This window comes from Sphaerisporangium album (assembly GCF_003323745.1).
Taxonomy (GTDB): domain Bacteria; phylum Actinomycetota; class Actinomycetes; order Streptosporangiales; family Streptosporangiaceae; genus Sphaerisporangium; species Sphaerisporangium album.
Genome location: NZ_QOIL01000024.1, coordinates 24187 through 44234, shown reverse-complemented (window position 1 = coordinate 44234; position 20048 = coordinate 24187). Strand labels below are relative to the sequence as shown.

21 protein-coding genes are annotated in these 20048 nt (G+C 71.6%); 8 read left to right on the top strand and 13 right to left on the bottom strand.

Annotation, left to right across the window (positions count from 1 at the left end):
- The first annotated feature begins 18 nt into the window (after positions 1-18).
- Genes DQ384_RS32840 through DQ384_RS32825 form a run of 4 tightly spaced genes read left to right on the top strand, consistent with a single transcriptional unit; the run spans position 19 to position 3464 of the window.
- Complete coding sequence (locus DQ384_RS32840) at positions 19-927, top strand: ABC transporter ATP-binding protein (RefSeq protein ID WP_114032769.1); 909 nt, start codon at positions 19-21, stop codon at positions 925-927.
- On the top strand, positions 920-1837 hold the full coding sequence (locus DQ384_RS32835) for an ABC transporter permease subunit (RefSeq protein WP_114032768.1): 918 nt from the start codon (positions 920-922) through the stop codon (positions 1835-1837). The genes DQ384_RS32840 and DQ384_RS32835 overlap by 8 nt, the downstream gene beginning before the upstream one ends.
- Positions 1834-2751, top strand: coding sequence for an ABC transporter ATP-binding protein (locus DQ384_RS32830; RefSeq protein ID WP_220183260.1), 918 nt, complete (start codon positions 1834-1836; stop codon positions 2749-2751). The genes DQ384_RS32835 and DQ384_RS32830 overlap by 4 nt, the downstream gene beginning before the upstream one ends.
- Positions 2748-3464 carry an ABC transporter permease gene (locus tag DQ384_RS32825; RefSeq protein WP_114032767.1) on the top strand — a complete coding sequence of 239 codons (717 nt, stop codon included), beginning with the start codon at positions 2748-2750 and terminating at the stop codon, positions 3462-3464. The genes DQ384_RS32830 and DQ384_RS32825 overlap by 4 nt, the downstream gene beginning before the upstream one ends.
- 25 nt (positions 3465-3489) lie before the next feature.
- Here the strand turns inward: DQ384_RS32825 and DQ384_RS32820 are convergent, their stop codons facing one another.
- On the bottom strand, positions 3490-3864 hold the full coding sequence (locus DQ384_RS32820; RefSeq protein WP_114032766.1) for a hypothetical protein: 375 nt from the start codon (positions 3862-3864) through the stop codon (positions 3490-3492).
- A gap of 178 nt (positions 3865-4042) precedes the next feature.
- Here DQ384_RS32820 and DQ384_RS32815 point away from each other — a divergent pair, with 178 nt between their 5' ends.
- Positions 4043-4582: a hypothetical protein gene (locus DQ384_RS32815; RefSeq protein WP_147268976.1), complete on the top strand. Its 540-nt coding sequence runs from the start codon at positions 4043-4045 to the stop codon at positions 4580-4582.
- Between the two features lie 89 nt (positions 4583-4671).
- Here the strand turns inward: DQ384_RS32815 and glmM are convergent, their stop codons facing one another.
- The 3 genes from glmM to rplM are packed head-to-tail and all read right to left on the bottom strand — an operon-like array spanning position 4672 to position 7054.
- On the bottom strand, positions 4672-6033 hold the full coding sequence (gene glmM, locus DQ384_RS32810) for a phosphoglucosamine mutase (protein WP_114032764.1): 1362 nt from the start codon (positions 6031-6033) through the stop codon (positions 4672-4674).
- A complete protein-coding gene (gene rpsI / locus DQ384_RS32805) occupies positions 6030-6557 on the bottom strand; it encodes a 30S ribosomal protein S9 (protein ID WP_114032763.1) in 528 nt (175 codons plus the stop codon). The genes glmM and rpsI overlap by 4 nt, the downstream gene beginning before the upstream one ends.
- A gap of 53 nt (positions 6558-6610) precedes the next feature.
- A complete protein-coding gene (rplM, locus tag DQ384_RS32800; RefSeq protein WP_114032762.1) occupies positions 6611-7054 on the bottom strand; it encodes a 50S ribosomal protein L13 in 444 nt (147 codons plus the stop codon).
- A gap of 475 nt (positions 7055-7529) precedes the next feature.
- Here rplM and DQ384_RS32795 point away from each other — a divergent pair, with 475 nt between their 5' ends.
- Entirely contained in the window at positions 7530-8267 is a 738-nt protein-coding gene (locus DQ384_RS32795) for a CAP domain-containing protein (protein WP_181871549.1), read from the top strand.
- A gap of 35 nt (positions 8268-8302) precedes the next feature.
- Complete coding sequence (locus tag DQ384_RS32790) at positions 8303-10405, top strand: hypothetical protein (protein ID WP_147268975.1); 2103 nt, start codon at positions 8303-8305, stop codon at positions 10403-10405.
- Between the two features lie 2094 nt (positions 10406-12499).
- On the opposite strand, the gene DQ384_RS40605 is transcribed toward DQ384_RS32790, so the two are convergent.
- Positions 12500-12988: a hypothetical protein gene (locus tag DQ384_RS40605; protein ID WP_147268974.1), complete on the bottom strand. Its 489-nt coding sequence runs from the start codon at positions 12986-12988 to the stop codon at positions 12500-12502.
- Positions 12989-13031: 43 nt separating this feature from the next.
- On the opposite strand from DQ384_RS40605, the gene DQ384_RS32780 reads away from it, so the two are divergent.
- Positions 13032-14141 (top strand): hypothetical protein, encoded by a 1110-nt coding sequence (locus tag DQ384_RS32780; RefSeq protein WP_147268973.1) that lies wholly within the window; start codon positions 13032-13034, stop codon positions 14139-14141.
- 161 nt (positions 14142-14302) lie between these two features.
- Here the strand turns inward: DQ384_RS32780 and truA are convergent, their stop codons facing one another.
- The 8 genes from truA to infA form a co-directional block, all read right to left on the bottom strand.
- Positions 14303-15199: a tRNA pseudouridine(38-40) synthase TruA gene (gene truA / locus DQ384_RS32775; protein ID WP_114032757.1), complete on the bottom strand. Its 897-nt coding sequence runs from the start codon at positions 15197-15199 to the stop codon at positions 14303-14305.
- Between the two features lie 348 nt (positions 15200-15547).
- Complete coding sequence (gene rplQ / locus DQ384_RS32770) at positions 15548-16114, bottom strand: 50S ribosomal protein L17 (protein WP_114032756.1); 567 nt, start codon at positions 16112-16114, stop codon at positions 15548-15550.
- A gap of 213 nt (positions 16115-16327) precedes the next feature.
- Entirely contained in the window at positions 16328-17344 is a 1017-nt protein-coding gene (locus tag DQ384_RS32765) for a DNA-directed RNA polymerase subunit alpha (protein WP_114032755.1), read from the bottom strand.
- Between the two features lie 121 nt (positions 17345-17465).
- Positions 17466-18092 carry a 30S ribosomal protein S4 gene (rpsD, locus tag DQ384_RS32760; RefSeq protein ID WP_114032754.1) on the bottom strand — a complete coding sequence of 209 codons (627 nt, stop codon included), beginning with the start codon at positions 18090-18092 and terminating at the stop codon, positions 17466-17468.
- Between the two features lie 20 nt (positions 18093-18112).
- A complete protein-coding gene (gene rpsK / locus DQ384_RS32755) occupies positions 18113-18517 on the bottom strand; it encodes a 30S ribosomal protein S11 (protein ID WP_012887860.1) in 405 nt (134 codons plus the stop codon).
- Between the two features lie 90 nt (positions 18518-18607).
- Positions 18608-18988 (bottom strand): 30S ribosomal protein S13, encoded by a 381-nt coding sequence (gene rpsM, locus DQ384_RS32750; protein WP_114032753.1) that lies wholly within the window; start codon positions 18986-18988, stop codon positions 18608-18610.
- 199 nt (positions 18989-19187) lie between these two features.
- Positions 19188-19301, bottom strand: a complete 114-nt coding sequence (gene rpmJ, locus DQ384_RS32745; protein ID WP_009740505.1) for a 50S ribosomal protein L36 — start codon at positions 19299-19301, stop codon at positions 19188-19190.
- A gap of 106 nt (positions 19302-19407) precedes the next feature.
- Positions 19408-19629, bottom strand: coding sequence for a translation initiation factor IF-1 (infA, locus tag DQ384_RS32740; protein ID WP_012887858.1), 222 nt, complete (start codon positions 19627-19629; stop codon positions 19408-19410).
- Between the last annotated feature and the right edge of the window lie 419 nt (positions 19630-20048).

The following is a 20048-nucleotide window of genomic DNA, read 5'->3' as shown; positions in this document are numbered from 1 at the left end:
GTTGGATAGTGTCCGGTCATGACCATCCTCGCCACCGAGGGACTCACCAAACGCTTCCCCCGGGTGACGGCGCTCGACCGCCTCACCGTCAGCGCGGGGCCTGGCGTGACCGGCCTGGTCGGCGCGAACGGCGCGGGGAAGTCGACGCTCATCAAGATCCTGCTGGGGCTGCTGCCGCCCACCGAGGGCACCGCCACGGTGCTCGGCCTCGACCCCGCCACGCGGGCCCTCGACATCCGCAGGTCCGTGGGCTACATGCCCGAGCACGACTGCCTCCCGCCGGACGTGTCCGCGACCGAGTTCACCGTCCACATGGCGCAGATGTCCGGCCTGCCGCGCAGCGCCGCCCGCGAGCGCGCCGCCGACACCCTGCGCCACGTCGGGCTGTACGAGGAGCGCTACCGCCCCATCGGCGGGTACTCGACCGGCATGCGCCAGCGGGTGAAGCTGGCCCAGGCGCTCGTCCACGACCCCAAGCTCGTCTTCCTCGACGAGCCCACCAACGGGCTGGACCCGCAGGGTCGCGACGACATGCTCGCGCTGATCCGGCGCATCGGCACCGAGTTCGGCATCAGCGTGGTCGTCACCTCCCACCTGCTGGGCGAGCTCGAACGCGTCTGCGACCACGTCATCGTCATCGACGGGGGCCGCCTGCTGCGCTCTTCGGCCATCGGCGAGTTCACGCAGGCGACCCGGACGATCACCGTCGAGGTCGAGGAGGGCCGGCAGGCCCTGGCCGACCGGCTGACCGCCCTCGGGCAGACGGTGACCGCGCACGGCCGCCTGCTGATCGTCGAGACGGACTCCCCGGCGGCGTTCGACGTCGTCCGCGACGCCGTGGTCGACCTGGACCTGTGCCTGGTCCGGCTGGAGCAGGGCCGCCACCGCATCGAGGACGTCTTCAGGGAGGAGGTCGCCAATGTCTGAGCCGTCCCCCGCGACCGCGGCCGCACAGGCGTCCCCCGCGGCGCCCACCGGCGTCATCCACGACATCGGCTACCGCCACTACGAGGGCCCGCGTCTCGGCCGGGGCGCCGCGCTCGTGGCGCTCACCATCCAGAGCCTCCGCGGCGTCTTCGGCCTCGGCCGCACCGCCCGGGCCAAGATCATGCCGTTCCTGATCGGCGGCACCATGATGCTGCCCGCGGTGGTGTCCATCGCGCTCATGGCCGTGGTCAAGCAGCGCGGGGTGGCCTATCCGTCCTACGCGCTGATCATGCAGGCCGTGCTCGCGGTGTTCCTGGCGGCCCAGTCGCCCTACCTCGTGGCCCCCGACCTGCGGTTCCGGGTGCTGCCGCTGTACCTGTCACGGCCGGTGACGACCGCCGACTACATCGCCGCCAAGCTCGCGGCGATGGCCCTGGCGATGTTCCTGCTCATCGCCGTGCCGCTGACCGTCCTGTACGCCGGCGAGCTGCTTGTGGATCTGGACGGGCCCCCGCAGACCAAGGAGTACTTCGCGGCGCTGGCCACCGGCGTGATCTTCGCGGTGCTGCTGGCCTCCGTCGGGGTCGCGATCGCCTCGTTCACCCCCCGGCGCGGGCTGGGCGTCGCGGCCGTCATCGCGGTCTACCTGCTGACCTCCGCCATCTCCGGCGTGCTGGTGGGCGTGCTGATGTCGGTGAGCCGTGACAGCGCGGCCGCCTGGGCGTGGCTCATCAACCCGTTCTTCCTGGTCGACGCCGTGCAGGTGTGGCTGTTCGGCACCTCTCCGAACAACGACGGCGGGTACCCCGAAGGCGTGGGCGGCCCCGTCGCCCTGGCCGCCATCCTGGTGGTGATCGCCCTGAGCGTGACCGCCCTGGCCCTCCGCTACCGCAAGGCGGCCTCATCGTGAACATCGAACTCGCCCAGGTCTCCCGCTGGTACGGCAACGTGGTCGCCGTCAACGACGTCACGATGACCGTCGGGCCCGGCGTCACCGGCCTGCTCGGCCCGAACGGCGCAGGCAAGTCGACGCTGCTGCACATGATGGCCGGGTTCCTCGCCCCTTCCACCGGCACCGCCACCCTCGACGGCCGGCAGATCTGGCGCAACCACCAGATCTACCGCTCCATCGGCCTGGTGCCCGAGCGCGAGGCCGTGTACGGCTTCCTGACCGGCTGGCAGTTCGTGCTGTCCAGCGCCCGCCTGCACCGCCTGTCGTCCCCCGAGGACGCCGCCTCCAAGGCGCTGGCGCTGGTCGACATGGAGGGCGCGAAGGACCGGCGCGTCGAGACCTACTCCAAGGGCATGCGCCAGCGGGTCAAGGTCGCCGCCGCGCTCGTCCACGACCCGCAGGTGCTGCTGCTGGACGAGCCGTTCAACGGCATGGACCCGCGCCAGCGCCTCCATTTGATGGACCTGGTCAGGGAGCTCGGCGCCGCCGGGCGCACCATCCTGTTCAGCTCCCACATCCTGGAGGAGGTCGAGCGGGTCGCCCAGCAGATCGAGGTGCTCGTGGCCGGCCGCCACGCCGCCTCGGGCGACTTCCGCGAGATCCGCCGGCGCATGACCGACCGGCCCCACCTGTTCCGCGTCCGCTCCAGCGACGACCGGCGCCTGGCCTCCGCGCTGATCGCGGACGCGTCCTCGGGCGCGGTCTCCCTGGGCGAGGCCGGCCTGGAGGTCCAGGCGGTGGACTTCCGCAGGTTCACCTGGCTGCTCCCGAGGCTCGCCCGCGACGCGGGCGTCTCCGTCTGGCAGGTGTCCCCCGCCGACGAGGACCTCGAAAGCGTCTTCTCCTACCTGATCTCCGGGAGCTCCCGTTGAACTCCGTCGTCGCCGGAATCACCTACCGGGCCGTGCTGGGGCGGCGCAGGGTGCTGCTGCTGATCCTGCTGCCCCTTCTGCTCATCGGCCTCGCGGTGCTGCTGCGCGCCATCGGCAGCACGGACGAGAACGCCACGATCAAGCTCATGCAGATCTACGCGATCGGCATGATGCTGCCACTGCTCGGCCTGATCGCGGGCACGGGCACGATCGCGCCCGAGATCGACGACGGCACGATCATCCACCTGCTGTCCAAGCCGATCTCCCGCCCGTCGATCGCCGTCACCAAGTTCGCCGTGGCCGCCTCGCTGCTCGTGCTGTTCGCGGCCGTCCCGACGTACATCGCCGCCTACATCGTCCTCGGCAACGAGGCGGGCATCGCCACCGGCTTCGGGCTCGGCGCACTGGTCGGCGGCATCGCGTACGCCGGGGTCTTCCTGTTCCTCGGCGTCGTCACCCGGCACGCGGTGACGGTCGGCATCATCTACGCCGTGGTGTGGGAGGGCCTGGTCGGCCAGTACGTGCCCGGCGCGGGCAACCTGTCGATCCAGCAGTGGGCGCAGACCTTCGCCGCGCAGTTCGTCACGTCGAACTTCTTCAAGTCCTCCGTCGGCATGGGTTTCGCCGTCCCCGCCGTACTGATCGTCACGATCGGCTCGGTGGTGTGGGCAGGCCAGCGCCTCCGCTCCATCTCCCTCACCGGCGAGGAGTGACGCCGCTTCCTCGGCGGCCGTGTTGTCAGCGGCGGAACATCAGGCGGACGCAGACGCCGATGGCGATGCAGCCCACCGCGAAGACCAGCAGGACCGTCGAGGAGACGAAGCCCACGACCCACAGGCCCCCGCCGGTCTCGGGTCGTGGGCCGACGCCCTGCCACAGGGCCGTGAGGGGCTGTGGCACCGCGAACGGCACCAGCGTCGCCACGGCGCTCTTGACCGACACGGTCACGCCGAGGACGAGCCCACCGATCAGCACGACGGCGTACATCCAGGGGTACAGCAGGGAGCGGAAGAAGTAACCGTCGGTGCCCGTCGAGGCGAGGATCCAGGTGAAGAACGCTCCCGCGAGGAACGAGGCGACGGCGATCATCTGGAGCCTGTACCTGTGGACCACGAACAATCACCCTAGATGACAACGCCACCGCGCGCCGTCGCACCTCCGGCGGGTGGGCGCGCGGGGCCCGTCGCGTTGACCGGCTTGAGTCTCCACCTGCTGGAGGCTGGAAGGTTGCTCCTCGAAGGCACGCCATCTGGTGCCGCCACCACGCCTGACATATGAGGAGATGACCATCATGGCGGATCGGCCGTCCGCGCGAGAGCGGCAGCAGATCATCGACGCGTTCGTGAGCGAGGCGTTCGCCGGTGTCGGCCCCGGCGCGACCGGCGCGCGCATCGCCGAGGGCATGCGGCAGCTGCCCGCCGACGCCCCCGACGAGCTCGACGCCGACAAGGCGCGGGCCTGGGACGAGCTGGCGGAGCTGGTCGCCGACCCCGCCTTCCGGCGGCGCGTGCGCCAGATGGCGGTCACCGGCGCCCAGGAGGCCGAGAAGCGGCCGTACGACCCGCAGCCGATCTTGGAACACGCGGGTGCCGCGGTGGCGGCGGGCATCGCGCCCGGCTCGCCCGAGGGCCGGGAGGTTCTCGACAGGATCGTCCCGGCGGGCACCCCCGCCGAGGAGCGCCGCCGCCTGGCCGGCCAGGTGGAGACGTTCACCGACCGGCGGGTGGAGCGGTTCTGGGAGCTGACGGGCGTCCTCAACGACCGGCCGCCGTTTCCGAGCGGCGTCCCGGCGTTCGAGTGGCTGGCCGAGGCCCTGCGCGCCCACGCCTGAGCCCGCGCGAGTCCTGGAAGCCGAAAGGCGGGGCCCTCACCAGGAGGACCCCGCCTTTCGGGCACTGCTGTCGCGCGTGACGCCTCGGATCAGGCGCAGGTGGCGCGGACGACCTCGGCCAGCTTTCCGGCGATGAGCTCGGCCTCGTCCTGCGACTCGGCCTCGACCATCACCCGGACCATCGGCTCGGTGCCGCTCGGCCGGATGACCACCCGGCCGGTGTCCCCGAGCGCGCTCTCGGCCTCGGCGACCGCGGAGGCGAGCTCCTCGGAGGTCGCGGCCTTGGCCTTGGCGACGTCCCGGACGTTGACCAGCACCTGAGGCAGCCGTGTCATGACCGACGCCAGCTCCTCCAGCGACCGGCCCGACCTGGAGACCTCCGCGAGCAGGTGAAGCGAGGTCAGCAGGCCGTCCCCGGTGGTGGCGTGGTCGAGCATCACGACGTGGCCCGACTGCTCGCCGCCGAAGTTGTACCCGCCGGTCTTCATCGCCTCCAGGACGTACCGGTCGCCGACCGCGGTCTCCACCATGGTCAGCCCGGCCTTCCGCAGGGCGATCTTGAAGCCGAGGTTGGACATGATCGTGGCGACGACCGTGTCCTTCGCCAGGGTGCCCGCATCGTGCATGGCCAGCGCCAGGATCGCCATGATCTGGTCGCCGTCCACCAGCTCGCCCGTGGCGGTCACGGCCAGGCAGCGGTCGGCGTCGCCGTCGTAGGCGATGCCCGCGTCGGCGCCGCGCTCGATGACGGCCTCGCGCAGCGCGTCCAGGTGCGTGGACCCGACGCCCTCGTTGATGTTGAGACCGTCCGGCGAGGTGCCGATGGTCTCCACGGTCGCGCCCGCGCGCAGCAGCGCCTCAGGAGCCACCATGTGCGCCGCGCCGTGCGCACAGTCGACCACCAGCCGCAGGCCCTCAAGGCGGCCGTCGACCGTCGTCAGGACGTGCGAGACGTACCGGTCGGCCTCGCCGTACGCGTCGCGCACGCGGCCGACGGCGGCGCCCACCGGGCGGTTCCACTTCTCACCGAGGCGCCGCTCGATGTCGTTCTCGACCGCGTCCGGAAGCTTGAAGCCGCCACGGGCGAAGAACTTGATGCCGTTGTCCGGCGCCGGGTTGTGCGAGGCGGACAGCATGACCCCGAGATCGGCCCCGAGGGCCGAAGTGAGGTAGGCGACGGCCGGGGTGGGCAGCACGCCGAGGCGCAGCACGTCCACACCGGACGACGCGAGGCCGGCCACCACCGCGGCTTCGAGGAACTCCCCCGAAGCGCGAGGGTCCCGGCCCACGACGGCGACCGGGCGGCCACGCCGCCCGACGCTCGACTCGAATGCTCCGGCGTCGCCGAGGACATGAGCCGCCGCGACCGACAGGTCCATGGCGAGCTCCGCCGTGAGGTCGCGGCCCGCGACCCCACGGACTCCGTCGGTGCCGAACAGCCGGCCCGTCAACGCTTGCTGTACTGAGGAGCCTTACGGGCCTTCTTGAGACCGGCCTTCTTCCGCTCCGTCTCCCGCGCGTCACGGGTGAGGAAGCCGGCCTTCTTCAGTGGCGCGCGGTTGACCTCGACGTCCAGCGCGGTGAGCGCGCGGGCGAGGCCCATGCGTACGGCGCCGGCCTGACCGGTCACGCCGCCACCGTCGATGCGCACGAAGACGTCGAACTGGTCTTCGGCGCCGAGGACCACGAAGGGCTCCTTGACGATCTGCTGGTGGACCTTGTTGGGGAAGTAGTTGTCCAGCGAGCGACCCTCGATGGTCCACTTGCCGGTGCCCGGCATGATGCGCACCCGGGCGATCGCCTCCTTGCGACGGCCGGTGCCGTACGAGTTGCCCGTCGTGATGGGCTTACGCGCGGCGACGTCGCTGCTGGGAGCGGACTCGCTGGTGTACTCGGACGGGAACTCCTCGCTGGAGGGGTCCGCAAAGTCCGGCTCGCCTTCGTAGGGCGTTTCGACACCGGTGGGCTCGGCCACGGTTCTCCTCTAACTTTCGATCTTGGCGTCAGCCGTCGGCCAACGGTGTGCGACTACTGGGCGATCTGGGTGAGCTCGTAAGGGACCGGCTGCTGCGCCTGGTGCGGGTGCTCGTTGCCGGCGTACACCTTGAGCTTCTTGGCCATCTTCCGGCCGAGGGAGTTCTTCGGAAGCATGCCCTTCACGGCCTTCTCGACGGCGCGGTCCGGCCGCTTCTCCAGCAGCTCGCTGTAGGACACCGAGCGCAGACCGCCCGGGTAGCCGGAGTGGCGGTACGCCTTCTTCTGCTCCAGCTTGTTGCCGGTCAGGGCCACCTTGTCGGCGTTGATGATGATGACGAAGTCACCGGTGTCGACGTGCGGCGCGAAGATCGGCTTGTGCTTACCGCGGAGCAGCGTCGCGACCTGGGCAGCCAGCCGACCCAGCACGACGTCGGTGGCGTCGATGACGTACCACTGACGCTGTACGTCGGTGGCCTTAGGGGTGAACGTGCGCACGGTGGTAAGCCTTCTGTCGGGTGGGCATCTCTGGAGTAGGTCATGGGCGGGCGCACGACATGGCCCAGACCTTCCGTCTCCGCGAACAGGGAGATGACGCCGGACGCGCCGCGCATCGGTCACGACAGACCGATCCACACACAACGAACTAGCAGACTACCGGTAGCGACGAGCGCGGGTCAAAACGAGAGCACCGACGCAGCGGTGTCACACCGGGTCCGCGCCGCACAGTCTACTGGTCAGCGCCACGTGCACCCGGGGGACACGGGCACGGGAAACCCGGATTCCGGCGCGCAACCCCGCCCCGCGGTCCGGAAACCTGTCCTGGAACCGAGATTCGGACACCTTTCCGGAACAAAAACCCGTCCCCGACGTCTCTTCTGTAACATGAGCCGACCTCCCTATATTTGGCAGCGGCATGTGTCAGCGCCTCACCCCCAGATCACCCCAGAGGTTCCCCCCTAGGCGGACCCACGTGGGTCTTTTGGCATGCCTGACCGCCGCCCTGCTCGCCGGCATCGTCGTCTCCCGTCTCGACCCTCCCAAGGCCGCCCTGGACGAGGTCTACCTGCAGACCGGCGTGCCCACGGCAACCCCCGGCCACATCCTCGTCGCCCCCGAGGTCGCCACCACGCGCATGCCGCCCCTCGGCCGAGTCGCCCGCCCGAGCGCGCCGCGTGCCACCGGCGAGCCGCGCACCCGCCCGACCCCCACGGCCACCAAGAGCCGCGACGCCATCGACGGCAGCGGCTCCCAGATCCCCGGCGGCGACGCCAATGTGGGCACCGCCAGCGGCGACGGCCGGGCCGCGCCCCCCGACGACGCCCTGCCCGTCTCCCAGCTCGAAGCGGCCGCCGTCGCGCTCACCAACGAGGAGCGCACGCGCAAGGGATGCGCACCGCTGCGGCTCGACCCGCGCCTGGCCCGTGCCGCCCGCGCCCACAGCCGGGACATGGCCGAGCGCGGCTACTTCGGCCACACTTCGCCCGACGGCGCCAGCCCCTGGGACCGCATGGCCCGCGCCGGCTACAGCAACAGCGCCGCCGAGAACATCGCCCGCGGCTACGCGTCCGCGGAGGAGACCGTGCGCAGCTGGATGGCCAACAGCGGACACCGCCGCAACATCCTGAACTGCCAGATCAAGACCGTGGGCGTCGGAGTCGCCTACGGCTCGGGCGACATCTGGTGGACCCAGGACTTCGGCTATTCCTGACCTGTTATGTCGCGCCGCCGGGCTAGTCTCGGCGCATGGGTTACCCCGGGGACCAGCCACCACGCCGCCAGCCTTACCGCCCGTACGAGCCGCCCGCGCCGACCGGTTCGCCCAGGCCGGAGGAGCAAACGGACGAGCCGGGCAGAGAGTCGGCGTCGTGGCCATCCCTTCCGCCGGAGGAGGAGCGCGAGGCCGCGCGACGCCCGCTGTCGCGCATGGAGGAACGCCGCCGACGCGCCCAGGGCGTCCCGGCGGGCGACCCCCTGTTCGGCCCCCTCGTCCCCGGCGACTCCGGCGAGCCGAGCCCTTCCGGCGGCTCCGTTCCCGGCACGGATCCGACGTCCGCGTACGGCGCGGGGACCACGTACGGCGCGGATCCTGCGTCCAGGTACGGCGCGAACTCCGAGCCCAGGACCGACCCCGGACTGAGCCTGGGTCCCGCCGGTCGCGGGCCCGGCGACGACCCGGCCCTGCGCACGGATCCCGGCCTAGGCGGACTCGGCGGCCTGCCCGGCACCTCCCCTTTCGGAGCGGGTCCGTCGTCCGTCGGCACATCGGCCTTCGGCGCGGCCCCGTCGTCCTCCGGCGCCCCTGACTTCGGCGGGACCTCGTCGTCCCTGCCCGGCGCGAGCTTCGGCGGCGATCCGACGCCCCCGTCCGGGACCAACTTCGGCGCGGGTTCCGGTTCCCCGGGCGGCACGGGCTACGGCGGCGCCCCGGCGAACCCCTCCGCGCCCGGCTCCGGCTTCGGCGTCGACCCGCTCGCCTCTGACCGCTTCGGGGAACCCGGTACGACCAACGGCACCGGCTTCGGTGAGCCCGGGGCAGGAGGCGGCGGCTCTGTATATGGGCCCGGGTCCGGATCCGCGTTCGGGGGGGTCGGCGGGGGCAGTGCCTTCGAGTCGCCCCGGGGACGCGGAGGCGTCTTCCAGGACCCCGAGGGCGCGAGCCCTTTCAGCCGCCCGTCCGATCCGGCTGCCGGGCAGCCCTTCGGCCAACCCTTCGAGCGCGCCTTCGAGAAGCCCGAGTCGCGCCCGTTCGAGCAACCCCGGCCGCAGGAGGCGCGCAACCCGTTCGAGACGCGTCGGCCCGCCTCGCGTCCCTTCGCCGACCAGCCGGGCGGCAGCCCCTTCGAGCCGCCCCGCGCCCCCGGCCGCCCCTTCGAGCCGCCGCGCGCCGAGGCGGACCCGTTCGAGACCGGCCGCACGTCCGGAAATCCCTTCGAGCCGTCGCGGCCCCAAGGGGGCGCGCCCGAGGCGCCCCGCGCCGAGGAGCGTTCGTTCGAGGCGTTCTCCCGGCAGGCGGGCGGAGCCTTCGGACACACGGGCGACGACAAGGCGACCGAGAACGGGGGGAAGTCCTCCCGTCCGCCGAAGGAGACGCGCAGGAGCGAGCCCGATCCCGCCGCAGGCCGGTCCAAGGGTCCGCTGTTCGTCGCGGGCGGCGTCGTCCTCCTGATCGCCGCGGTGGTCGGAGGCATCATGTTCCTGAACAACCTGGACGACCCCGCGCCGCCGGCGGCCACCCCGGCCACGGGCCCGACCGCACAGGCGCCCATCGTCGGGGCCGGCACCGACAAGTACGGCTTCGCGGCCTCCCGCAAGACCGACCCGCAGCCGCTCACGCTCAACGAGCTGTTCGGCCACAAGACGGTGAGCGCGCACGGCCGGTCGTACGTCATGACGGTGCGGCGGGCCGACAAGAAGTGCAAGGACGCCGTGCACGGGACGGGGATCCAGAAGTCGCTGACGGCCGCGGGCTGCACCCAGTTCCTGCGCGCCAGCTTCCGGGACAAGCCGGGCAACCTCATCGGCACGGTGGGGATCGCGAACCTGAAGAACGCCGCGGCGTCGAAGAAGGCCGCGAAGTCGGGTTCGGGCAACGACCTGGCCGACTACGTCACGCCGCTGCCGGGCAAGGACACCGCGACCAAGCTGCTCGGCGGCCCCGGGGAGTCCTTCGCGACCGCGTGGCCCCAGGGGCACTACCTCGTCATGCTGTGGTTCCAGTACAAGGACGGGCACAAGCCGTCGAAGGCAGAGATGAAGCGTCTCAACCGGGCGGCCCTGGACATCACCGAGGCGACCGTTTTCGCGGCGTTGGACACCCGGGCGCTTACCGGAGCCCGAACCAACTGACCCCGAATTCCCCTCAAAAGCACCCATAAGCGCACATAGTGGTTGTGAGCTAGACCCGGAAACGCCCATAACGGTATGCCGATCTCCGACTGTGGATACGCTTCCGCGTATGCGTGGCCAGGATTCCGGATCCGAGCACGAGCGAGAGACCGAGAGTTCGGGGGCTCCGGCAATGCCACCCCCCAGCTTCGGCCAGGCCTTCCCCGCCGTGCCCGTGCCCGAACACACCCCAAGCCCTCCGGCGCCCCCTCATCTGCTCCCTCCTGACCACCCCCAGGCCAGTCCGGCCCCGGCAGCCCCGCGGCTCTCATCATTCCCACCTCCGAGCGGACCAGGGACTTCGGCGGCCCCGGCGGCTCCTGCCGGCCCTGGTGTCCCGGAGACCCCGGCGGCTTCGACCGGCCCGGCGACCCGAGGCGGTACGGCCGCCTCCAGCGTTCCGGAGTCGTGGGGCAGGCCGGCGTCGTGGGGCCGCGGCGACGCCCAGCCTTGGCCCGCCGACGAGCGCTTCCCCAGCGAGTACGACTGGTTCGGTCAACCGGCCCAGGCCACCCCGTCGTCCCGCACTCCCCACACACCACCGTGGCCCTCCGCACACACCGACCGGCCCGCGCCCCCGACCACCCCGGCCTCCCCTGCGCTCTCGACCAACGCAGCGGCATCGGACGCACGACGCGGCGAGCCGGTGATGGAACCCTGGCCAGGAGGCGCCGGTTCGTCGAGCCCCACGAACCGGCAGATCTCCGCTTCGGGCGGCTCGGCTACTCCAGGACTCCCCGACACCCCGGCCATTTCGGCTATTTCCGGCCTTTCCAGCAACTCAACACACCCCCCCACCGGTTCGCCGGACCCGTCCGCCTGGCGGACATCCACCTCGCCGCTCCCAGGCGACCCGAAGGCGCTCGGCGACCCGACGAGCCGGCAGACCTCTGCCTCAGGCGTCCCGAGTAGCGCGCCCGCTTCCCCGAACGCCCCCGTCGGCCCGCCCGACCCGGCGACCTGGCAGACCTCCGCGACCGCCCTTCCAGGCACCCCCGCCGCTCCGCCCGACCCGACGAGCCGGCACACCTCTACCTCGGGGCTCCCTGGTGGCTCGCCCGCTCCCGCACACGGCCCCGCCGGTTCGACACACCCGCACGCGGGCGAGGTGCCCATGTGGGCCGCTCCGGTCGTGCTGCCCGCCGAGGCGCCTCCGGCATCGCCGGGCGCGTGGGCCGGGCCAGGATCCTCCCCACAGGACGTCCCCTGGACCGGTACCGGGGCCGTGCCGCAGGACGCGCCATGGACGCCGCCAGGGACTCCGCCCCCGGCGCGGGACACGCGTGGCGCACCTCTCGACCCGGCCCTTGCCGACGCGGCCCCTTCCGACGCGGCCCCTTCCGGCTCGGACTCTTCCGGCTCGGACTCTTTCGGCTCGGACTCTTTCGGCTCGGGCCCCTCCGCCTCGGCCCCTGCTGACTCGGCCCCTTCTGGGGCGTCCGCCGTGTCAGGTCTCCCCGGTGCGTCGCCCGCCGAGCGGACGGGGCCCGTACGTCCTGGCGAGCCGGGCGACGTTCCCGTCTGGCCCTTGACACCCTCCCCCGGCCAGGGCGAGCGTTCCGCGGAACCGGCGGCGGGATCGGAAGGCGGCGGCCTGGTGGGCGAGAGCACCATCCCCGCCACCGGCCGGTCGCAGTCCCTCCCCGGAGAGACCACGATCCGCGTCCCGAGGACGCCCGTCCCCGTCATGGGGACACAGCCGGAGTACCCGACCGCCACCTTCCCGTTCCCCGGGGGCGCAGGCCCGGACGGCACCGCTCCGGCCGGGGACGCACTCGCCGACGCCATCGCTCCGCCACCCGGGGGCACAGACCTCGGGAGTACGGCTACGTCGGCCGGCGACACGTACGCCGGAGGCACCACTTCGTCACCAGGGACGAGTGCCGCCGGTATGACTCCGTCCCTTTCGCCGGTCCCGTTGGGAGGCGCCGCCTCCCCCGACGGAGACCTGCTGACGTCTGCCCCCGACCCGCTCGACTCACCGAGTTCGGTCACCGCGCCGCGGACACCGCCGGCCACCGGCCCCGCGTCACCCGCCGACGCGCCCGCCCCCGCTCAGGACGCGCCCAGCGCGGCCCCGGAAGCCGCCGGCCCCGAGGGGCCGGCCCCCCGGACACCCGGCCCCGACGGCCCCGGTCCGAAGCCCGCGCCCCCGATCCCGTCCCCCGGCCCCGTGCCGGCTCCCACGGTGCCCGCGCCGTCTCCCCCGCCGATGCCGGCCCCCACGCCCACCATCCCCGCGCCGCGGCCCGCCGCACCCGCCTCGGTTCCGTCTCCGGAGACGCCGCCTCCCCCGGCGCGGGACTCCTCCGGCGGCGAACCTCCCACGGGCCGGAAGGGCATGCCCCTCCCGCGTTCCCAGGCCGGCCCCCCGCCGAAGCCCGCGGCTCCTCCGGGACGCCGCCCGGGCACACCCCTTCCTCCGGCCCCGGTGTCCTTGCCCCCGTGGCCGTCCCCGGCCGCGCCGACCCTGGGCTCGCCGACGTCCCCCGCAGGATCGTCCACAGGGCCGGGCACGGGCCCGTCCCGCTCAGGTGGTCTCACGGCCGGGCCGCCTGCCCCTGGTACGCCGCTCCCCCCCGCCCCCGTGACCAGCGACGCCCTCACCCGCAGGTCACCGGCTCGCCCGGCGGGCACGCCCCCGGAGACCTTGGGCACGCCCTCTGTCCCCGGGTCAGAAGCCGCGCCCGGCGGTGCGGCGGGATCACCGGCCGGCTCGGCATCACCGTCGCCGAACGGCGGCCTGGGAACGCGGTCCGCCGCCGCGTCCTCACCCGCGGCCGCCTCCCCGGCCACGTCCCCGAGCAAGGAGATCGTCCCGGCCCGGTCCGTCCGCGCGGGCTCGTCCGCGACCGGCTTCCGTGCCGACCGGCCGTCGTCCGGTCCCGTCGTCGAACGCCCGCCGTTCGTCCCCCCGGGCGCCATTCCGGAGCTTCCGGCGGGGACGAGCTCCCCGCCGCCCGCCTCGTCCTCGCGCAAGCGGCTCCTCCTGGTCGCCGGGGCCGCCGTGGCCGTCGCCGCGATCGGCACCGGGGCCGTCTTCGGGTTCCAGGCCTTCGACCGAGGCGGTGCCACGCCGGCGGCGATGCCGGACCCGCTCCCGTCCGTGGACGTCGTGATCCCCGAGCCCACGGACCTGCCCTCGGCCGAGCCGTCCCCGGCCGTCACGACGGTTCTCAACTCGGAGAAGACCGACCCGAAGAAGCTGACGCTGAAGGAGGCGTTCGCCCGGCAGAAGGTGTCGGTCGGCGGGCGCGCGTTCGTCCGGACGAAGGTGAACATCACCGCCCAGTGGGATAAGGCCGCCGTCGGCGCGTACGCCAAGGCGCTGAAGAAGGCCGGATGCAGCCGGATCCTGCGGGCGACGTACGTGGACAGCAAACGGCAGTACGCCGTGACCACGGGCATCGCGGTGTTCCCGACCAAGGAGGCCGCCGTCGCGGTGGACAAGAAGAAGGACCTGGCGAAGACCCTCTGGTTCCGGGGACTGGCCGGGGCGGCGGGGAGCGGCGCGGACAAGGCCGACATCTCCGGCGGTTACGCGGCCGGTCTCGTGTGGGGCCGCTACATCGTCTTCAGCTTCGCCACCTACAGCGACGGCCACACCCCGACGACCCAGGAAAAGGACCTCGGCCCCATCAGCGGCGCTTTCCGGGACTACACCGCCCAGGTCATACAAAAGCGCGTCACGGGCTGATCCTTCCGACCCGACAGACGACCCGCCCCTCGGCATTGGCCTGGCCGGGAGCCGAGGGGTCCCGGCCGGAGTGAAGCGGGTCCGACCCGGAGTAGGTCCGACCTGGAGTGCGCTCCCCGGCCGGTGCCATGCGCCCCTTGGCGTACGTACCGGGTGGCGGCTCAGCGGCTGAGGGTTCGGACGCGCCGGGTCCGCCGGGCGCGTCCGGCCAGGTCCTCGGGGGCGGGGTAACGCACCTCTTCCAGGCACAGGCCCAGGGCGGGGGCCACGTTGACCCCGGAGTCGCGCACGGCGTTGGCGAGGACGGTTCCCGGCCACTCGACCGGCCGGTTGCCCTCGCCGACGGCGAGCAGCGAGCCGACGAGCGCGCGGACCATCGAGTGGCAGAACGCGTCGGCGACCACGGTGGCGACGAGCATCCCATCCTCCTCGCGCGCCCATTCCAGCCGCTGGAGCTCCCGGATGGTCGTGGCGCCGTCACGGCGCTTGCAGAACGCGGCGAAGTCGTGCTCCCCGACGAGCCGGGCGGCGGCCGCGTTCATGCGGCCGAGGTCCAGGGGGCGCGGGTACCACAGGACCTCGCTCCTGCGCAGGGGGTCCACGCCCCCAGGCGCGTCGCACACCCGGTACGCGTACCTGCGGGACAGCGCGGAGAAGCGGGCGTCGAAGCCCTCAGGAGCCTCTGTGACGGCGTTCACCCGTACGTCCAGGGGCAGGGCACCCGCGAGGCGCCGCGTGAGCGCAGAGAGCCGCTCAGCCATGCTCATGGGGGCCGCCGACTCGCTCCGGCGTCCCTCGGTGGCCCTGAGCGACGCGACGGGGATGTCGACGTGGGTCACCTGTCCGCGGGCGTGCACGCCGGCGTCCGTACGCCCGGCGACGGTCAGGGAGGGAGGCGGGTCCAGGCGCAGTATCCGGCCTAGGGCCTTCTCCAGCTCACCCTGGACGGTGCGCAGCCCCGGCTGCCGGGCCCATCCCGAGAAGTCCGTGCCCTCGTAGCTCAGGTCGAGGCGCAGCCGGACGGTCGGCTCCCCCGCGTCCGCCCCGGCCTCAGGCACGAACCCGGCCTCGGACGCAGGCTCGGGCGCGGCCTCGCACGCGCGCCGGGGCGCGGCCTCGCACGCAGGCTCAGGCGCGCACTCAGGCCCAGGCGCGAGGCCGGACCCGGGAACAGGCGCGGACTCGGGGACGGGCGCGGGCGCGACGGAAGCGCGCGAAGACGTCGCCGCGGCCTCGCGGGCGTCGTCAGCGGTTCCGGGGGTCACGGTTCCTCCTCTCGGGACGGTGAAGGCTCTCCAGACGGGTCGGTGAACGACGCGGGCCCAGCGCACCGGTCGAGTGCGCTGGGCCCGTTTCGCGATCGATCATCGGCCGGGACGGAAGATCCCGGCATCACCACTGCCCGATCAGGCCTCGTCCTTCTTGGACTCGGTCTTCTCGTCCGCGGCCGCGTTCTCGCCGGCGGGGGTCTCGTCCGCGGGCGCGGCGTCGGCCGGGGCCTCCGAGGAGGAATCGGCGGGGACGTCGTTCTCGGGAAGCTCGACGATCTCCTCGGCGGGCGCGGCCGGAGCGGCGGCGGCGGGAGCCGTACGGGTGGTGACCCTGGCGGCGTTCAGCGGCTCGCTCACCAGCTCGATCAGCGCCATGGGGGCGTTGTCGCCCTTGCGGGGGCCGAGCTTGGTGATGCGGGTGTAGCCACCGGGACGCTCGGCGAAGGTCGGAGCGATCTCGGTGAACAGGTGGTGCACGACGCCCTTGTCCTTCACCACGGTCAGGACCTGGCGGCGGTTGTGGATGTCGCCCTTCTTGGCCTTGGTGATCAGACGCTCGGCCAGCGGCCGGAGGCGCTTGGCCTTGGTCTCGGTGGTGCGGATGCGGCCGTGCTGGAACAGCTGGGTGGCGAGGTTCGCCAGGATCAGCCGCTCGTGAGCCGGGCTGCCGCCGAGACGTGCGCCCTTGGCAGGCTTGGGCATGGTCTATCTCCTTTGGGATGACCCGCTCCGGCCGTGTCAGGTACCGGGGTCGGGCCGGGAGCCTTGGGGGTGGAACCCCAGGACTCCCGTTCTCGGATGACCCGCTCCGGCCGTGTCAGGTACCGGAGTCGGGCAGGGAGCCTCGGAGTCGGTGCTCCGGGGCTCCCGTTGACGTGGAACTGCGAGAAGCGGTGAAGCCGGGCGCCCCGAAGATCAGTACTGCTCGGTCTCGACGTAACGGGCGTCGTCGTCGTCGTAGTCGCCGCCGGCGACGGCCGTCGGGTCGAACCCGGGCGGGGAGTCCTTCAGGGCCAGCGTCATCTCGTGCAGCTTCTGCTTGACCTCTTCGATGGACTTGGCACCGAAGTTCCGGATGTCCAGAAGGTCCTGCTCGCTGCGCGCGACGAGCTCGCCCACCGTGTGGATGCCCTCGCGCTTGAGGCAGTTGTAGGAGCGGACCGTGAGGTTCAGCTCCTCGATCGGCAGCGCGAGGTCGGCGGCGAGCGCCGCGTCCGTCGGCGACGGGCCGATGTCGATGCCCTCGGCCTCGACGTTGAGCTCACGGGCCAGGCCGAACAGCTCGACCAGCGTCTTGCCGGCGGAGGCCACCGCGTCGCGGGGCTTCATCGACGGCTTGGTCTCGACGTCCAGGATGAGGCGGTCGAAGTCGGTGCGCTGCTCGACTCGGGTGGCCTCGACCTTGTAGGTGACCTTGAGCACCGGCGAGTAGATCGAGTCGACGGGAACGCGGCCGATCTCCTGGCCGGGCTGCTTGTTCTGGGCGGCGGAGACGTAGCCTCGGCCGCGCTCGACGGTCAGCTCCATCTCCAGCTTCGCCTTGCCGTTCAGCGTGGCGATGTGCAGGTCGGGGTTGTGCACCTCGACACCGGCGGGCGGCGCGATGTCGGCGGCGGTGACCTCGCCGGGCCCCTGCTTGCGCAGGTACATCACAACGGGCTCGTCGTGCTCGGACGACACGACCAGCGCCTTGAGGTTGAGGATGATGTCGGTGACGTCTTCCTTGACCCCGGGCACGGTCGAGAACTCGTGCAGCACGCCCTCGATGCGGATGCTCGTGACCGCCGCCCCCGGGATGGAGGACAGCAGCGTGCGCCGCAGCGAGTTGCCGATGGTGTAGCCGAAGCCCGGCTCCAGCGGCTCGATGACGAACCGCGACCTGGTCTCCTCGATCGACTCTTCGAGGAGGGAGGGACGCTGTGCGATCAGCATGTGGGTTCTCCCCTGGTTCCGCGGGGCCCGCTATTTGACCACCGCGACGGTTCTTCCAACCACCCAGGGCGTGCCGCCTCCGGATCGGAGGAGACACGCCCTTCGGACGGCCTGCGAGCTCTTACTTGGAGTAGAGCTCGACGATCAGCTGCTCCTGGACCTGCGTGTCGATCTGCTGGCGGACCGGGAGCTGGTGCACGAGGACGCGCAGCTTGTCCGGCACGACACCGAGCCACGCCGGGACGGTCCTGTCGCCGACGGTGGCGCGGGCCACCTCGTAGGGCATGAGGTTCCGCGACTTCTCGCGGACCTCGATGATGTCGTGCTCCCGCACACGGTAGGACGGAATGTCGACCTTCTTGCCGTTCACCAGGATATGTCCGTGACGGACCTGCTGGCGGGCGGCGTCGCGCGAGACGGCGAGGCCGGCGCGGAAGACGACGTTGTCCAGGCGGCTCTCCAGGATCTGGAGGAGGTTCTCGCCGGTCTTACCGGTCTTGCGGTTGGCTTCCTCGTAGTAGTTGCGGAACTGCTTCTCGAGGATGCCGTAGATGCGGCGCGTCTTCTGCTTCTCACGAAGCTGGAGCTGGTACTCCGACTCCTTGGGACGGCCGCGGCCGTGCTCACCCGGCGGGTAAGGACGGATCTCGATGGGGCACTTGGGGGACTCACACTTGGCGCCCTTGAGGAAGAGCTTGGTCTTCTCACGGCGGCAGAGCTTGCAGTCCGCTCCGGTGTAACGAGCCATTTCTCTGTCTCTCCTGGGCCTCAGACGCGGCGGCGCTTGGGCGGACGGCAACCGTTGTGGGGAACCGGGGTCACATCCTGGATGGACCCCACCTCCAGGCCGGTGGCCTGGAGCGACCGGATGGCGGTCTCGCGACCGGACCCGGGGCCCTTCACGAAGACGTCGACCTTGCGCATGCCGTGCTCCATGGCGCGGCGGGCGGCGTTCTCGGCGGCCATCTGCGCGGCGAACGGGGTGGACTTGCGGGAGCCCTTGAACCCGACGTGGCCGGCGCTGGCCCAGGAGATCACGTTCCCACTCGGGTCGGTGATCGAGACGATCGTGTTGTTGAACGTGCTCTTGATGTGGGCGTGCCCATGAGCGACGTTCTTCTTTTCCTTGCGACGCACCTTCTTGGGTGCGCCTTGGCGGCTCTTCGGCGGCATGTAGCGCTATCTCCTGAGGTAATCGGTCCTGCTGCGTGTACGGGGGCGCGGGGCGGGCCGCCGGGCCCTGCCGGGCGCCTCCGTCGCGGACTACTTCTTGCCGGGCTTCTTCTTGCCGGCCACGGTCTTCTTCTTGCCCTTGCGGGTGCGCGCGTTGGTCTGCGTACGCTGACCGTGCACGGGGAGACCGCGGCGGTGGCGGATGCCCTGGTAGCAGCCGATCTCGATCTTGCGGCGGATGTCGGCCTGGACCTCACGGCGCAGGTCACCTTCGATCTTGAAGGTGGCCTCGATGTAGTCACGCAGCGGCACCAGCTCGGTGTCGGAGAGCTGGTGGACGCGAAGGTCCCCGTTGATCCCCGTGGCCTGCAGCACTTCGAGAGCGCGGCTGCGGCCGATTCCGTAAATGTAGGTGAGAGCGATCTCCAGCCGCTTGTCGCGGGGGAGGTCGACGCCAACCAGGCGAGCCATGGTCGGGCATTCTCCTTCGATGTGGCGGAGGTCCTGCGCCTCACTACCCCTCCCCATGCCCGGGGTGAGGGCCCCGGCCTCCGACCGGGGGTCTCCCGCGTGGTTCGGCGTGCGCCGCCTGCGCGGGTGTGATGCGCGATTACGTCGTATTCAGTTGTCACCCGAAGGCCCGCACCGGGCGGGCCTCACCGGGACGCGATCAGCCCTGGCGCTGCTTGTGGCGCAGGTTCTCGCAGATCACCATGACGCGACCGTGCCGGCGGATCACCTTGCACTTGTCGCAGATCTTCTTGACGCTCGGCTTGACCTTCATAGTCCTTGTCGTTTCCTCAGACGGCCCGCCCGCCGGCACCGTCGGCCGAGTCGCCCGACCGTGCGCGCACGATCGGCCGGCCCCACCTCGCCGCCGGGTAGGAGGGTTACTTGTATCGGTAGACGATCCGCCCACGACTGAGGTCGTAAGGGCTCAGTTCTACGACGACCCTGTCGTCGGGGAGGATCCGGATGTAGTGCATCCGCATCCGTCCGCTGATGTGGGCCAGGACCTTATGGCCGTTGTCGAGTTGCACCCGGAACATCGCGTTCGGTAGCGACTCAACCACAGTGCCCTCGATCTCGATGGCGCCGTCCTTCTTGGCCATGTCCCTCGCGTTTCACTGATCGGTCGTCTGAGGTTTCGGCACACTACGCAGCCGCGACCGCGAGCGCGTGAGAGAGCGGCGGATGGACCGCCGGACGCGCAAATGGTCATAGTGAGCCGACAAAGGAGTGTACGACAACCGGCGAGGAATTGCGAAACGCCTGGCGCTTGTCCGGACACAACCGCCCATCACTCTACCTCAGACCTGCCTGTTGACGGGATGGGCTGACCCGCGCGCGGACGCGCCCACCCGGCCGCCGGTACCGCCGATACCCGGCCTGAGTGGGCGCGTGCTCACGGGTGGACACGTCAGAGCCGTCGGCGGCGGCGATCACGTGTCCAATGCGCGGGCGGACGGTCACAGCGCTCCTCCATCTCGGCGGTAACCCCCGTTGTCCGCTAAAGATCACCTACCCGCCA

Excerpts from the sequence above, each read along its gene's own strand:
- DQ384_RS32840 (WP_114032769.1), top strand. The coding sequence starts at position 19 with ATGACCATCCTCGCCACCGAGGGACTCACCAAACGCTTCCCCCGGGTG.
- DQ384_RS32835 (WP_114032768.1), top strand. The coding sequence starts at position 920 with ATGTCTGAGCCGTCCCCCGCGACCGCGGCCGCACAGGCGTCCCCCGCG.
- DQ384_RS32815 (WP_147268976.1), top strand. The coding sequence starts at position 4,043 with ATGGCGGATCGGCCGTCCGCGCGAGAGCGGCAGCAGATCATCGACGCG.
- DQ384_RS32790 (WP_147268975.1), top strand. The coding sequence starts at position 8,303 with ATGGGTTACCCCGGGGACCAGCCACCACGCCGCCAGCCTTACCGCCCG.
- rplQ (WP_114032756.1), bottom strand. The coding sequence starts at position 16,114 with ATGCCCAAGCCTGCCAAGGGCGCACGTCTCGGCGGCAGCCCGGCTCAC.
- DQ384_RS32765 (WP_114032755.1), bottom strand. The coding sequence starts at position 17,344 with ATGCTGATCGCACAGCGTCCCTCCCTCCTCGAAGAGTCGATCGAGGAG.
- rpsD (WP_114032754.1), bottom strand. The coding sequence starts at position 18,092 with ATGGCTCGTTACACCGGAGCGGACTGCAAGCTCTGCCGCCGTGAGAAG.
- rpsK (WP_012887860.1), bottom strand. The coding sequence starts at position 18,517 with ATGCCGCCGAAGAGCCGCCAAGGCGCACCCAAGAAGGTGCGTCGCAAG.
- rpsM (WP_114032753.1), bottom strand. The coding sequence starts at position 18,988 with ATGGCTCGCCTGGTTGGCGTCGACCTCCCCCGCGACAAGCGGCTGGAG.
- rpmJ (WP_009740505.1), bottom strand. The coding sequence starts at position 19,301 with ATGAAGGTCAAGCCGAGCGTCAAGAAGATCTGCGACAAGTGCAAGGTG.
- infA (WP_012887858.1), bottom strand. The coding sequence starts at position 19,629 with ATGGCCAAGAAGGACGGCGCCATCGAGATCGAGGGCACTGTGGTTGAG.